The organism is Pseudomonas sp. NPDC086278 (genome assembly GCF_050280905.1).
GTDB lineage: Bacteria > Pseudomonadota > Gammaproteobacteria > Pseudomonadales > Pseudomonadaceae > Aquipseudomonas.
In genome coordinates, this window is the sequence record NZ_JBNNWE010000019.1 from 25958 (window position 1) to 40004 (window position 14047).

Here is a 14047-nt window from a genome sequence, read left to right on the forward strand (position 1 = left end):
CTGGAATGAGGCGATCCGACCCAAGCTGAACCGCGATATTGAACGGGGCTGCTTAAGCTTTTGGTGGTTCGGCAATGGTGATGAACACGCCGTAAGGGTCTTTGAAGCTGAACCAGGTCATGGTCAGGTTTTGCCCAGGCTTGCGGATGATGATGTCTTTGGGCGCGCAAACCACTTCGACACCTTCGTACGCGCTGATCTTTTCAAAGGCTTCGCGAGTGTTTTCAACCAGCAGTGCGAGACGGGTAATCCCGACCTGATTCATCAAGTCGTAAGGGCCATCGCCGATGATCGTTGCTGGTTTGGTGTACTCGATCAGGTTGATTTCGGTGGCGTGCTTGGCATCGGCGCCTGCGGTGAGGATGTGATGGGCGTAAATGCTGATCTCATCTTCGGCGAAACCCAGCAGCGGGCCATCCGCTTCATCGGTTCTGGTTTCAAAGGTCGAAACAAAACCCAGTACATCGCGGTAGAACTTGAGAGCCTGATCAACGTCGGGGACGGTGATGCAAACGTGAAGCAGTTTTTTAACCAGTGCGTTCATGACTTTTACCGCCCTTTAATTAGCCGTTCCAGGTGTTAGTGAGGTCGTAACGCGTTGCCCATTGAACGTCATACACCTTGTCGCCCCAGGTCTTTGTCTTGTCTTCACCGGCTTCAATGCGCGACGGACTCTTCATCCAGTCTTCGAATTTTTCCTGGCTGTCGAATTCATAAATCGTCAGGTACGTCGGGCACGGCTGGGTGGTTACGCCGACGTGATAGGTCTCCTCGGCCAGTTTGAAGCGGCTGACTTTTCTCACGCAGTCGCCCTGCATCAACATCGGTACGTGCACGTCGTCGTACCAAACATTGAACTTGTCTTCGTCTTCCGCTGAGCAATTGATGCCCACTGTCCAGATAACGCTCTGGTCATTCATGATTAGTTTCCAATATAAAAAGTTGCTCTTCGCCAGAGCCCCACAATGGAATTTCGGGCAATAGAAACCCCAGACCACTTCCGTCAAACAATCGGAAGTGGATCCGTCGTTGCTATTAACTGATTACTTTTTGGCGATGGCTTCGAAGAACCGGACCTTGCCTTCTTCGCGATGACTGCGCAGCGTGTGGGTGGTCATCACCGGATGCTGTTCGTACGCGGGTTCAGGCACATTCGGGTTGCCTGTCCAGGAAATCAGCCGGCACACACGATTGCTGATGCGCCAGCCTTTGTCGGTGCGCACCAGAATATCGTCGTACCAGCCACGGCCAACCCAGTCAGGGCCACCCACTGCCGAATCACGGGACAGCAGCCAGTCACCGTAGGTCAGCGCGTAGGCTGTGTCGCCCTCCACGTGTACGCACGAACCGGTCATGGTGTGCATGTGATTGGTCAGTGTTTCGTGGAAATCCTTGAAAGCGAACTTCAGCGCACCCACCGACTTCCAGACCGCGCCGGCCGGCCCGAAATCAGCGTGGGCATCCTCGGTAAACACCTCGTCCAGCAAGTCCCAGGCGTGAGCGTCCAACGCGACGCCATACAGGTTGATGACATCAATAATTTCGGACTTGTCTTGTGTGACACTCATTTAAATTCTCCGATTTTTTCCGAGTAATAAATTCTACAAACACGGATTACTTGCAGTACTCAATCACTTCCAGAACGTTGTCGAACGGATCTTTGAACGTGAGGATCTTGAATTTACCGCCGGTTGGCGCGATCACCACTTGTGGCTCGCAGAGAAAAACGATGTCGCCGCGTGCCTTGAGCTTCTCATGAATGGCATCGGTGTCGTCTACACCAAACGCCATACGGTTGATGCCAGCGTGGTTCAGCGGCGCAGAAGTGTTTTTGTTGACCACGGTTTTTGGCTCGACGAATTCGATCAGGTCGATAACCGTGGCGTTGTCCTTGTCTTTGCCGACGAGGTGATCGGCATGGATTTCAATGATCTGGTTCGGGAAACCAAGGATTTCACCGGGTGCCCTTTCGTGGCGCAGTTTGCCGATGGACTCAAGGCCGAGCACGCCGCAGTAAAACTCAAGTGCAGCATCGATATCAGCAACGGTGATGCACACGTGAAACAGGCGATTGATATAGCGATCCATAGTGTTTCCTTATTGTTGGTGGTTTGAAAAGTCAGGTTGATGGGTTACGGCAGGCATCTTTCGAATACCGGCTTCTCGGGTTTGGTTGCGGATAAGGGTGCTGAGATCGCTGGCGGCGGTGTTTGATCGGTGACCTCGACGACGGCGCCGACGCGTGCGCCAGGCAGGAGAAACCGCGCCAGTGCCGGGATCAGTACCAGAGCGCCAAGCATGTTCCACAAGAACATGAACGCCAGCAGCAGGCCCATGTCCGCCTGGAACTTGATGCTGGAGAAATGCCAGGTCGCGACCGCTGCCGCCAGCGTGATACCGGTCAGCAATACCACCCGGCCAGTGAACTGAAGCGCCGTGGCGTAGGCTTGCTTCAACGTGGCTCCGGCACGCATTTGCGCAAGCGTCACGCTCAACACGTACAGCGCGTAATCCACGCCGATGCCGACGCCAAGGGCGATCACCGGCAAGGTTGCCACCTTGACGCCCATGCCCAGCGCGACCATCAACGCTTCGGCGAGAATCGAGGTGAGCATCAGCGGCAGCATCGCGACCAGCACCGCTCGCCATGAGCGGAACGTCACAAAGCACAGCAGCGCCACGGCTCCGTACACCATGAACAACATCTGGTACCAGGCCTTGTGAACCACGATATTGGTGGTCGCGTCGATCCCGGCGGAACCGGCCGCCAACAGGAAGGTGGCGTCCTTGTCATTGTTTTTGGCGGCGAAGTTTTCGACCAGGTCGACCACTTGCTGCAGGGTCTCGGCGCGGTGATCACGCAGGTAGGCGTACACCGTCAGCAGGTTGCATTCTTCGTTGTACAGCTCACGCGGTGCCCGGGCGGTGATGGTGTTGAGCATGCTTTGATTGCTCGACAGGTCGTACCACAGCGGACTGCCCTCGTTCATGCCGACCATCAGGCGCCGTTGCAGACGCGTAATCGACTGGGTGGATTCGACACCAGGAAGATCCATCAACGCCCATTCCAGTTGGTCGACCCGACGCAACACGTCGTACTGGCTGCAGTTGCCTTCGGATGTCTTGACCATGATCGCGAAGAGATCATTGCTCGCGCCGTAGTTAGTGGTCAGGTAGCTGACGTCGCGGTTGTAGCGCGAATCGGCTTGCAGCTCAGGAGCGCCAGGGTCGAGATCGCCGACCTTCAGTTGCGTGCCGACGGCCACGCCGACCACCGCCAGCACCACCGCCGTGACGATCGCTGCCGTTGCACGTCGGCCTTCGGTAAAGCGCACCAGCCAGATAAAGAACGCACTGCTTTCCCCGGCGGCGGTCGCCGATTCGCGGCGCACGGCGCGTTCGGCGGCTTTACGGCTGACACCGACGTAGCTCAACAACACCGGCAGCAGGATCAGGTTGGAAATCACCAGCACCAGCACGCCGAGGCTGGCGGCGATGGCCAGTTCGCGGATCACCGGAATGTCGATCATCAGCAGCACCGCGAAGCCAACGGCGTCCGCCAACAGAGCAGTCAGGCCTGCGAGAAACAGACGGCGAAAGGTGAAACGTGCCGCGACATAGCGGTGCGTGCCACGGCCGATGTCCTGCAGAATCCCGTTCATTTTCTGCGCGCCATGGCTGATGCCGATGGCGAAGATCAGAAACGGCACCAACATCGAGTACGGGTTCAGCGAGTAACCCAACAACGGCAGCAGTCCCAGTTGCCAGAGCACGCCGGTCACCGATGTGATCACCACCAGCGCGGTGCTGATCGCATCGCGGTTGTACAGGAACACCATCGCCGCACAAATGATCAGTGCGATGAAGAAGAAACCGATCACCTCCTGCATGCCATCCATGAGGTCGCCGGACAGCTTGGCAAACCCGGTGATGTGAATGGCCACCTCGTCACTGCTGTACTTGGCGCGCAATTGTTCCAGCTGCTTGGACAGCGCCGCGTAGTCCAGCGGTTTGCCGGCCGCGTCATGTTCCAGCAGCGGCACTTGAATCACCGTCGAGCCGCCGTTGACCGCGACCAACTGGCCGATTTCACCCGAGCGCTGCACGTTCATGCGCAACTCTTCGATCTTCGCCGGCGAACCGTCGTAGTGCGCAGGGATCACCTGACCACCGTCCAGACCGTCTTCGGTCACCGCGGTCCAGCGCACGTTCGGCGTCCACAGCGATTTCATGAACGCGCGATCCACGCCCTGCAGGATGAACACGTCATCGTTGACCTGACGCAGCGTTTCCAGATAGTGCGCATTGTAGATGTCGCCCTTGCGAGCCTCCACCGCGATTCGCACCGAGTTACCCAGGCCCGTCAGCTCTTTTTTGTGCTCCAGATAATTGGTGATGTACGGGTGGCCGGTCGGAATGGTCTTCTCGAAGCTGGCATTGAGCTTCAGGCTCAGCGCGCTGAAGCCCAACAGGACGGTGACCAGCACGCACAAACACAGCACCAGGATGCGATGGTTGAACACGGCGCGTTCGAGCGCATTGCCCGAGCGCGGATCAAAGTCTTCGAGCCGGCAAGCACCGGTCTCAGCAGGTTTCACTGTGGTCATGTCATTGGACTCTTATAAGGCGCGTCGAGTGAGCGTGCAGGTGGATGTCGTCAACCAAGCCGGGAGACTCCACCCATGCTGGTGGCCACCAGCCCACCGTCTGCGGCTTCGACCAGCGAGGTCAGCGGCAAGCGTCGCGGCAGTTGCTGTTCGGCAAAATGGACACCACCGTCGTGACTCCCAAGCACTCGCCCGCCCTGTGCCAACAGCATCACTCGGCCATCGCGCAGTTCAACGCTGGACAGAATCGTCAACGGCGCTGCCAGTTCTATAGCGTTCACGGTTGTACTCCCCGAGTCGATGCGGCACGCAGCCCCCAACAGCCCGGCGAAGACAAAACTCCCACCGCGCGTGGCCGTTGCGGTGAACAGGGTGCGTTCGGAAGGTGCCGCCAATGCCGTGAAGCTCGCGCCATCGTCGTCGCTACGCATCAGCACGCCCTGCTCGCCCGCCACCACCCAGGTCTTGGCGTGATGGGCAATCGTATACAGATGCATGCTCATGGGATTGGCCAGACGTTCGCGGCAAGGCGTCCAGGTTTTGCCGCCATCATCGGTGCTGGCGGCGAGGCCGAAGGCGCCCACCACCATCCCGTGCAACGCATCGGCAAAACAGATCGACAGCAGCGGTTTGTCTGCACCGTCATCCACCAGACGCTCGGCCTGCTGGACGCGGTGTTCGCGATCGGCATCGGTGTCGGGCAACGCCTGTGCCTGAACGAGACTGGCCTGTGCCAGGGCGATTCCATCGGTCTGAATGGACCAGTTCTCGCCACCGTCAGAGGTATGCAACACAACGCCACTGTGGCCAGCGATCCAGCCCTGACGGGCATCGACAAAACTCGCTGATGTCAGCGTCACACTCACCGGCACGCGGGCCTGGCGCCAATGTCGGCCGCCATCGTCGGACAGCACCACCATGCCGCGTTCGCCCACCGCCACCAAGCGGTCACCGGCCACCACCACGCGAGTCAGCACAGCCTGTGCTGCCCGGGGGGTCATGGTCGCCGGTTGGCCGAGCAGACCAGGCATGGCTGCCGAAGCGAACGCTACCGTGGTAGAGGCCAGAGTCGGGGCCAACAACACTTGCAAACCCAGGCCCAACCCCACCAGCAACAGCCCGCGACGGGATACGTCGACGCCTTCATTGTTATTGTTATTCATACCGGTCATCTCATCAGGTTCATCGTTCAAGCCAGATACAGTCTTTAGCGCACGCCCTCTCCAGACAGGGACTCAGGCGTGAAGATGCGATCTGGTAACGTGGCCTTCAGGTCGACTTGTTTGTCACGCGGGAAATAGGCCGAGGCGAAGTAGCCGCCGCCGATCAGGTCGTACGACATATAGCCGGCGACGATGGTGCCGGGACCTGCCGGGAACACGGTTGGCAAGTTGTACGTCACCTTCCACAGTTGCCCCTGGGCATCCCAACGTTCGCCGGCGACTGCGATCCAGGTGTCTTCATCCAGATACACGCGCAAGCGCGGAATCACATGGCGTTGACCGGCCTTGAGCGTGCCCTCCACCACCCACACCCGATGCTGTTCGAAGCGCACGAAGTCTGGGTTGACGGTCTTTTCAGACATCAGCTTGTCGAGCGACGGCGCCTGGTGATAGCTGTTGGTGTTGTACGGCACGTACATTTCTTTCTTGCCGACCAGTTTCCAGTCGTAACGTCCGATGGACGAGGAATAGACCTCGACTTCGTCGAAATTGAGGATGCCACCCGCTACCGGGCTCGGTACGTCGCAGCAGGTCAGCGGCAGACGACGGACGCGACGCTGGCCGGTCAGGTAGACCCAGGTTTTCGACTCGATGTCGTTGATGTTGACGCGTTGCAGCAGGATCTCACCGGCACGGATCGGCGGGCCGGATGTGTCAACCCGAACGACCTTGAAGTTGGAACCTGCGGCGTGCCATTTGTCCAGGTTGCTGTTCGGGTCGTAGTAAGGGAACGAGCTCTTGGCGATGTTCTGCGAGACCGGAATCACTTTGCCTTCCGGGGTCACGCGAGCGAGGCTGGGCGCTGTCTGGTAGCCGGGAGTCGTCCATCGCAGCAAGTGGTTCCAGATCGCTTCTTCACCATTCTTCGGAATCGGGAACGGGATGCCGCCGTAGACACCTTTCGGGAAAGGACCGAGTTCGCCGGACGGATCCATCGTCGCCCGCGTGGCGTTGGCGAAGGTGTTGTCGTAAACCCACTGCGGTGCCGCTGCGGTGCGCCGGGTCGGGAACACCTGAACGTTGAAGCTCGGGAACTGCTTCAACAGGCCCAAGGTGCCCTCTGTCAGCTTGTCTTTGTACTGATCAGCATTCTGCGCGGTGATGGTCAGCAGCGGCTTATCCTTGGAAAACAGATCCGGAATCGCCGCTGAGTTGTACGCGTTGTCGACCGGATAGCCCCCTTCCCAAGGTGGAATCGTCCCGTCCTTGTTACCGGCACGCTCGGCGCCCAGCGGCGTCAGCGTGGTTTTCAGCTTGGCGGCTTCATCTGCCGAAACAGCGGCTTGGACAACCGGCGCCGTCAGCACGGCGCACGCCAGAGCCAGCAAGGTCATGCGATTGAAAATAGTCATTATTGTTTTCCCTTAGAAGGTGCGACGCAGCGAGACTGAGACGAAATCACGATCTTTCAAGGTTTGCGCGAAGGTGTACGTACCGTTGACGCTTGGGTCGGTCGAGGCATACGTGGCCGTGTTTTCGCCGCCGTAGTAATGGGTGTACGCCATCGTGAAATCCCACACCGTCAGGTAGTTGCCGGCCAGCGTGAAGGTCATGTCGCCGCCATTGTTCGGGCCCATGATCACCACGGGTGACTTGCCATGGTTGTAGCCAACCGTGAAGGATGGCGTGATATCCAGGCCGTCCAACACATTACGCTGAGGTATGGCATACAAGGCCCGCACCGCGGCTGCACGGCGATCCAGACCAGGATCCATCGCACTGCAATTGCTGGTGCAACTGGTCAGTTGGTTGTAGGCCACTTCCATGCTTAACGAGGGTTCGTCGGACATGAAGTTGCGTGGCATGCTCCAGATCATCGACACGTTGGCATGAGCCGAATTGCCGATGGCATAAAGCGCATGGTTGTTATTATCCGCTCCGGACGTACCCGCTTCCTGCGGCAGGCTGGTCAGCGGCGTGTCGCGACGCACGGAAAGCTCACCGGCAAAGTTAACCGTGTCCACGGTAGTGGTGGCACTGACACCGAACGCCTTGATGTCCTCGGGATACACCAATTGGTACGTCCCGAATCCTGCACCAGGAACGGCAGTGCGCTGAGTACGGGAATACACCACTGGGGTTTTGGCGTGGTAGCGGATCGCGTAGGCACCGAGCTCCCAGTCGCCCAACTGTGTGCGCAAACCAAGACCGAACTGACCGTTATCCTTAGCCTTGATGTCTTGACCACGCGACAAGCCAACGCCCGGTAAACCCGGCGCAAAACGAATACGCTCGCCACCATCACCGATGAAGTCGTTGCCCGAAAAATAACTGCCAGCCGCTGGCAAGCGGGTAGCCTCCCAATCATATTGGTAGTAACCCATCAGGGTCAGCGCTGGCGAGAACTGGATCTGGCCCGAGAACTGGCCCACCGGCCGGATGATTTCTTTGGTGGTCGAACCGGGCACCGAGGAGGCCTTGACCGCATCCACCGGAGACTGGGTGCCGGCGATGGCGTTGGAACCGAAGAACAGGCTCTCGCCCCACAGTACGGTGTGTTGGCCCAATCGACCACTGACTCGTGCGTCGCCGACATCGGTGCCACCAAACACGAAGGCATCGAGAATCTCGGCCTGACGACCGTGCAGATCGCGGGTGTCGTGGGTGAAATGGTCACTCGGTACCGACAACGAGTTGTTGGTTGCAGGCGAGTTGTTATCGTTTTTCTGGTTATAAACGTCGTCGTACCAGGCCGCACCGCTCACACGCAGACCGTAATCGTCGTGAATCACCAGATCCATCTCGGACAACACATCGAGGCGGTTGGAAATCAGCCGGCCTTTCTTGAAGTTACGATCACCATCGTCAGCGTTGAGCGCCGACGGTCCCTTGCCGCCACCAGGCGTGGCAGGAACGTTTTGAGTCAGCGTGTCGTCCTGATCCTTGAGACGCATCCCGGCAGAGTATTTGAATGTGTTGTCCCAGCGCAGTTTGATGTCAGGGTTACCCACATCAATCGGTGCGGCCAACGTCGAGCCTGCCGCCATCAGGCTGGTGGCAACCAGCATGGAGCGAAGACTCTGGCGATACAAAACGTCGTGCGGCACTGCAAATCTTATTTTTATTATTTGCATTTTTGCTACCTAGAGGGATTGTGTGACGCATGAACTCCGGTTGCTGATCTGCCCGATTACATGAACGTTGGCCAGTCACAGCGACCCACAAGAAAAACCTCCCATGAAGTTGTGGTACCGGTTGAATTCATGCACGGACAAATCATGTGCAGGCAACACAGAGTCTGGGTTTGAGATGGTTTTATTGTTCTCAGACCTGACGGTGTTTCTGTGTTGGCCCGAGTATATGCAGGCCCTTTTCGGCCTGAACAATGATAAAACCCGCTACACCGCAGCCAGAAAACTGATGGTGCAATGAAGGCGCGGATTCGTTAGGGGAAGGCACAAAAAGGCACGGCCGCGAGCGCCGTAAAGGCGCGAATACAAGAGGGAAAGACGCAGGAAATCTGTTCGGAATCTGGCAGGGATGGCAGGGATGGCAGAAATTGTGGCGAGGGGATTTATCCCCGTTCGGCTGCGAAGCGGTCGCGAAATCAGACCCCGCGATTTATTTGGGAAACCGCATTCGCAGGGTATAGGTCTGCGTCGCAGACCAACGGGGATAAATCCCCTCACCACAGGGTTCGCTTTAGATGTTGTCGGTAGTCAGGTGCAGCGCCATTTTGTCGAACAGCAGCTTCACCCGCGTCAGTTCCAGTCGCGCCGTTGGCACCATGACTTTTACCCAGCGCTCCACCAGCGGAAATTGCTCCAGCACCGGCACCAACTCTCCCGCTGTCAGAGCATCGGCAACGATCGGCAAGGCCAGTTGCACAATCCCCTGACCATCGCGGGCGGCGGCGCACAGATAGCCTTCATCATTGGTGATGAGCACCGGACGCACGTCCACTTCTATCCGGCCTTCTGGAGAATTGAACGCCCAAATCGAACCGGCAAGGGAAAACGACAGACAGGGGTGATCGACCAGGTCGCGAGGATGCAACAGCGCTTCACATCGCGCCAGGTACGCCGGCGCCGCACACATCACCCGGGGAAAGGGCCGGATGACCTGCTCGACCACATCCGAGTAGGCCATCTGATCCATGCCGACCGAGATATCGAAGCCCTCCTCCACCGGATTACCGCCCCGATCAGACGCAACAATCTCCAGTTGCACCATCGGATGCTCAGCACGGTAACGGGTAAACAGATCGCCAAGGCCCTGGCGGATCAGCACCGCCGGAGCTTTGATTCTGATCGGGCCTTCGATGGCGCCGGGGCTCAGGATCGCGCCACTGGCCATGTCGCTGTATGCGCGCAGCAACTGCCGGGCGTGAGTCAGGTAGCTTTGCCCGGTGTCAGTCAGGGTCAAACGGCGGGTCGAGCGATCGAAGAAGGTGGTTTTGAAATCCCATTCGAGCTCGTCAACCCGCTTCATGATGACCGAGGGTGAGGTGTACAAGGTGCGCGCAGCGGCTGAGAAGTTACCGGTGTCGGCGGTGACGACAAAAGCCTTCAGCTTCAACAGCATGTCCATGGTCGAGCGCTCAATATCAAGTAATGAGTTCGGACTCGATCGCACGACGGATTTCAACGTTCGCCCACAGACGATCGTGGTGCGCCTGACAACTTTGCGCCAACTTTCCGATGCCGTTGACCACGCACCAATGCTCCAGATAGAAGAGCGCGAAATCGGCGATGGTCATTTTTTCGAAGAGCCAGTCTTTGCCGTTGATCTGTCGTTCTGCCCGGTCGAGCCCGGCCTGGAATATCTTCAGACCTTGCGCTTTCACGGCCGCATGATCTGCTTCACTCGGCGCAAACTTCTCTGGCCGGCGAGCGCGAGTGTAGCCTTGCATGTGCACGGTAGATACCAAATATTCAGTCATTTCCAGCACACGAATCTCGCCTTCGATGTCCGTCGGGATCAGCTCTCGCTCGGGGTTCATCCGGGCGAGATAGAGTGCGATCACCGGGAACTCGGTGAGCAGCGAACCATCGTCGCGAATCAGCGCGGGGACTTTGCCCTTGGGGTTGATCTGCGTATACGCCTCGAACTCTGGCGTGCCCGCGCGCGCTGCTTTTTCGATCTCGAACGGCTTGCCGATTTCAGCAAGCAAGGCATGGATGCCGATCTGGCAGGCGCCGGGCAAAAAAAACAGCTTCATAAAATATTCCTTATTGTGAGGTCGGCGTGGCAACGCGGTGACTAGACGATGAACGTTTCGAGGACGCCGATACCGTCGACGCCCGCCTCCACCCGGTCACCCGGTTTGAGGTACCACTCACGCGGATCGGGCTTGTGGTGCAAGGCCACGCCTTCTGGCGTACCGGTGCTGATCAAATCGCCGGGCACCAGACCGAAACGGGACCAGAACGCGACCATTTCGGCGAAACCGAAAATCAGATCGCGACAGTCGGAGTGCTGGCGCAACTCGCCGTTGACCTTCAGCCACAGCACCAGGGCTTTGGGGTCAGGGACTTCGTCGGCGGTCAGAATGTAGGGGCCGATCGGGCCAAACCCCGGAAAGTTCTTGCCGAGCATGATCATGCCGTTCTGCATCTCGCGCAGTTGCCATTCCCGTGCCGACAGGTCATTGAAAATCGTGTAGCCGAAAATGGCGCTGGCCGGATCGATGTCGCGGCGCGCGTCGATCGCCTTGCCGATGACCAGCGCGATCTCGACTTCGTAGTCGAAATCGAGCACATCGTCGGGTCGCTTCACCTGACTTTTATGCGGCACCAGTGTGCGCCCGAGTTTGATGAAACCGGTCGGGAAATCGCTGTGCAGTTTGCTCGCGTTGTCGGCATTGCCCTTCATCGACTCCAGCTTGTGCCGGCCAAAATTACGCCCGGCGCAGAAGATCGATTTCTCCGGCACCGGCGTCAGCCACCCTACGGTATTGGGGTCATCCATCCACCGCGGGTCCTGACGATCCGCCGCCCAGCGGAGCAACTCTCGGGTGGCGTCCATCGCCGCTGCGCCACCCTCGATCAGGGCCATCACCGATGTTGGCGTGGCGGGACCACCCCGGACAGCAGCCGCTTTGGCGACATCTACAAGATATTCTCGACCCGAAGCGACAGTGACGATCCCGAGCCGTTCGGGTCCTGCGGCTGATTGGTAGCGTGCGATCTTCATGCGTCGAGCCTGGCCAGAAGGTGCTTGAGTAATTGCACCTCACTCGGGTCGAGCTTGCCCTGCACATCGGCTTCGCTCGACTTGCGGATGGCGATCAGCTCCAGCACCGCGTGACGGCCATCGGCAGTCAACCTGACGGCAATACGGCCGTCACTGGCGTCCACCTCCTCCAACAAGCCACGTGCGATGAGCTGTTGCACGATCGCAGCAGAAATGCCCTGACCGCGCACCTTCTCGCTGCGCGCAACGATTTCCGGCATGCACAAGCCGTCTTCACGACCGATGATGCTCAACACCGCATACTCCTCGGCCGTCCACTGCCGCGATTCAAGCTTTTCAATCACGCTCTGGCGCGTGCGCAAGTAAGCATTCGACACCTGATACAGCAGATCATCGGAAGAAAGGTTGCTGAATTCATCTGCCGATTCAACGGAGGCGACGGCTTGCTTTGGCAGCAACATGCCGTAGCGGCCGCCATGGAACACCAGTGGCTTGCGCGCCGAGTGACCGAAATCGACAATCTCGCCGACAAAAATGACGTGATCGCCGCCCTCGTACTGATAGGCGAGTTTGCATGTGAAACGCGCCATGCAGTCCGGCAACAACGGCACGCCGTCCGGGCCGCGATCCAGCGTAAGTCCTTCGAAACGGTCAATGCCTTTACTCGCAAAGCGCGACGACAACGCTTCCTGGTCTGCGGAGAGGATATGCACGGCGAAATGCCCGTTGTTGCGGAAGGCATCCATGTTCAACGAGGTGCGCGCCAAGCTCCAAAGCACCATCGGCGGATCTAGCGACACCGAAGAAAAACTGTTCGCGGTCAAACCGATGTCGACGCCGTCAGGCCCGGCCGTGGTGACAATCGTCACTCCCGTGGCAAACGAGCCAAAAGCGTCACGCAGCGCACGGCTGTCGAAGCTCGGCCCGGCTTTGGAAGGATCTGTTTGAGTTGCTGTGTGTGTCGTCATGGTGAATGCCTCCAGTCTTCTTGTTATCGAAACCGCCACGCTGCGAAGGGCCACCGAAGTGGCCCCTGCTGCGCTATTTGGCGGCTCTGACGCGGGCCTTGTCCGCCAGATACGTCTCAAGGGTGACCAACGGGCCGCGCTCGTGATCAAGCTGTTTGGTCGCAATGCCGCTGAACGCGGTGGTCTCGTTAAACCAGCATTCCTGCGGTGGCATGCCCCAACGCAGCGCCAGGCCGGGCTTGCGCACGTCCCACGCGACAGGCTCGACCTCGATATCGATCAACAGATAGTGATCACAGAACAACTCGACCCGATGGCCATCGGGATCGCGCAGGTACACGAACAACACGCCGGCCGGGCCGTGTCGACCGGGGCCGCGCTCAACGACATCACCCATGCCCAGATTGCCGGCGATATCGCAGGCGCGCAGGATGCTGTGGGAGTCAGATACGGTGTAAGCAAAGTGGTGCAGACGCGGCCCGGGGTTTTCCAGAAACACGATGTCCTGGGTGCCCGGTTTGCGGAACATGAAAGTCGCAATCAACTTCTCGTCCAGCGCCATGTATTCGGAGATGCGAAAACCCATCTCTGCGTAGAAATCGGTCTGCTCCTGCACGTTAGGCACTTGAATCTGGTAGTGGTCGAAGCGCATCGCCGCGCCACCCTTGAAGTCCTGAAATTGCGTGTACACGCGCGGCGTCGTGGTCATCGTGGCGCAAAGCTGCACCGGGGTGCCGGCCGGGTCGTTGACCAGCAGCGTGCGGCCCTGATGCGGCACTTCGATCCAGCGGGCGGGCAGGCCTTTGGATTTATAGAAATGCGCGGCCTTGTCCAGCTCTTCTTCGGTGTACACCCGGAAGCCGATGGCTTCAGCAGAGTGCTCGCCGTCGTGGCGCTTGATCACCAGACTGTGGTGACAAACCTCTTCCAGGCCACGGAAATACAAGGTGTCGGCATCGCGTTCGGTCAGCACCAGGCCAATGACCTGTTCGTAAAAATCGCGACTGGCTTCCAGGTCACGCGAAGTGATGACGGCGTGACTTGAGCGGGTGATATTAAACGGTGGGTAATAGACCGGTGTTGGCAATGGCATGTCAATTCTCCTGATGTCTTT

The 14047-nt window shown here is 58.6% G+C and carries 13 protein-coding genes; all 13 read right to left on the bottom strand.

Features of this window, described 5'->3' with window-relative positions; genetic code table 11:
* Positions 1 to 52: 52 nt before the first annotated feature.
* Positions 53 to 544, bottom strand: coding sequence for a VOC family protein (locus tag ACQKP4_RS08430; RefSeq protein WP_401208177.1), 492 nt, complete (start codon positions 542 to 544; stop codon positions 53 to 55).
* A 19-nt stretch (positions 545 to 563) separates the two neighbouring features.
* Entirely contained in the window at positions 564 to 920 is a 357-nt protein-coding gene (locus ACQKP4_RS08435) for a DUF4286 family protein (protein ID WP_017337777.1), read from the bottom strand.
* Positions 921 to 1043: 123 nt separating this feature from the next.
* Positions 1044 to 1568 (bottom strand): nuclear transport factor 2 family protein, encoded by a 525-nt coding sequence (locus tag ACQKP4_RS08440; RefSeq protein WP_017337776.1) that lies wholly within the window; start codon positions 1566 to 1568, stop codon positions 1044 to 1046.
* 46 nt (positions 1569 to 1614) lie between these two features.
* On the bottom strand, positions 1615 to 2088 hold the full coding sequence (locus tag ACQKP4_RS08445; protein ID WP_401208181.1) for a VOC family protein: 474 nt from the start codon (positions 2086 to 2088) through the stop codon (positions 1615 to 1617).
* A 44-nt stretch (positions 2089 to 2132) separates the two neighbouring features.
* Positions 2133 to 4607, bottom strand: a complete 2475-nt coding sequence (locus ACQKP4_RS08450) for an efflux RND transporter permease subunit (RefSeq protein ID WP_427632145.1) — start codon at positions 4605 to 4607, stop codon at positions 2133 to 2135.
* 50 nt (positions 4608 to 4657) lie between these two features.
* Positions 4658 to 5770: a WD40/YVTN/BNR-like repeat-containing protein gene (locus tag ACQKP4_RS08455; RefSeq protein ID WP_427632147.1), complete on the bottom strand. Its 1113-nt coding sequence runs from the start codon at positions 5768 to 5770 to the stop codon at positions 4658 to 4660.
* Positions 5771 to 5814: 44 nt separating this feature from the next.
* Complete coding sequence (locus ACQKP4_RS08460; protein ID WP_401208190.1) at positions 5815 to 7182, bottom strand: DUF1329 domain-containing protein; 1368 nt, start codon at positions 7180 to 7182, stop codon at positions 5815 to 5817.
* Positions 7183 to 7194: 12 nt separating this feature from the next.
* Positions 7195 to 8838 (bottom strand): DUF1302 domain-containing protein, encoded by a 1644-nt coding sequence (locus tag ACQKP4_RS08465; RefSeq protein ID WP_427632149.1) that lies wholly within the window; start codon positions 8836 to 8838, stop codon positions 7195 to 7197.
* A 634-nt stretch (positions 8839 to 9472) separates the two neighbouring features.
* Positions 9473 to 10360 carry a LysR family transcriptional regulator gene (locus ACQKP4_RS08470; RefSeq protein ID WP_401208196.1) on the bottom strand — a complete coding sequence of 296 codons (888 nt, stop codon included), beginning with the start codon at positions 10358 to 10360 and terminating at the stop codon, positions 9473 to 9475.
* A gap of 16 nt (positions 10361 to 10376) precedes the next feature.
* Positions 10377 to 10991: a glutathione S-transferase family protein gene (locus ACQKP4_RS08475; protein WP_401208199.1), complete on the bottom strand. Its 615-nt coding sequence runs from the start codon at positions 10989 to 10991 to the stop codon at positions 10377 to 10379.
* Between the two features lie 41 nt (positions 10992 to 11032).
* Positions 11033 to 11827 (bottom strand): fumarylacetoacetate hydrolase family protein, encoded by a 795-nt coding sequence (locus ACQKP4_RS08480; protein ID WP_427632152.1) that lies wholly within the window; start codon positions 11825 to 11827, stop codon positions 11033 to 11035.
* Between the two features lie 134 nt (positions 11828 to 11961).
* Positions 11962 to 12933 carry a flavin reductase gene (locus tag ACQKP4_RS08485; RefSeq protein ID WP_427632153.1) on the bottom strand — a complete coding sequence of 324 codons (972 nt, stop codon included), beginning with the start codon at positions 12931 to 12933 and terminating at the stop codon, positions 11962 to 11964.
* 73 nt (positions 12934 to 13006) lie between these two features.
* Complete coding sequence (locus ACQKP4_RS08490) at positions 13007 to 14026, bottom strand: VOC family protein (RefSeq protein WP_134421489.1); 1020 nt, start codon at positions 14024 to 14026, stop codon at positions 13007 to 13009.
* Positions 14027 to 14047: the final 21 nt, after the last annotated feature.

Coding starts and splice junctions, on each gene's coding strand:
- ACQKP4_RS08465 (WP_427632149.1), bottom strand. CDS start 8,838: ATGCTGGTTGCCACCAGCCTGATGGCGGCAGGCTCGACGTTGGCCGCA.
- ACQKP4_RS08450 (WP_427632145.1), bottom strand. CDS start 4,607: ATGACCACAGTGAAACCTGCTGAGACCGGTGCTTGCCGGCTCGAAGAC.
- ACQKP4_RS08455 (WP_427632147.1), bottom strand. CDS start 5,770: ATGAATAACAATAACAATGAAGGCGTCGACGTATCCCGTCGCGGGCTG.
- ACQKP4_RS08435 (WP_017337777.1), bottom strand. CDS start 920: ATGAATGACCAGAGCGTTATCTGGACAGTGGGCATCAATTGCTCAGCG.
- ACQKP4_RS08480 (WP_427632152.1), bottom strand. CDS start 11,827: ATGGCCCTGATCGAGGGTGGCGCAGCGGCGATGGACGCCACCCGAGAG.
- ACQKP4_RS08470 (WP_401208196.1), bottom strand. CDS start 10,360: ATGGACATGCTGTTGAAGCTGAAGGCTTTTGTCGTCACCGCCGACACC.
- ACQKP4_RS08430 (WP_401208177.1), bottom strand. CDS start 544: ATGAACGCACTGGTTAAAAAACTGCTTCACGTTTGCATCACCGTCCCC.
- ACQKP4_RS08490 (WP_134421489.1), bottom strand. CDS start 14,026: ATGCCATTGCCAACACCGGTCTATTACCCACCGTTTAATATCACCCGC.
- ACQKP4_RS08440 (WP_017337776.1), bottom strand. CDS start 1,568: ATGAGTGTCACACAAGACAAGTCCGAAATTATTGATGTCATCAACCTG.
- ACQKP4_RS08445 (WP_401208181.1), bottom strand. CDS start 2,088: ATGGATCGCTATATCAATCGCCTGTTTCACGTGTGCATCACCGTTGCT.
- ACQKP4_RS08485 (WP_427632153.1), bottom strand. CDS start 12,933: ATGACGACACACACAGCAACTCAAACAGATCCTTCCAAAGCCGGGCCG.
- ACQKP4_RS08460 (WP_401208190.1), bottom strand. CDS start 7,182: ATGACTATTTTCAATCGCATGACCTTGCTGGCTCTGGCGTGCGCCGTG.
- ACQKP4_RS08475 (WP_401208199.1), bottom strand. CDS start 10,991: ATGAAGCTGTTTTTTTTGCCCGGCGCCTGCCAGATCGGCATCCATGCC.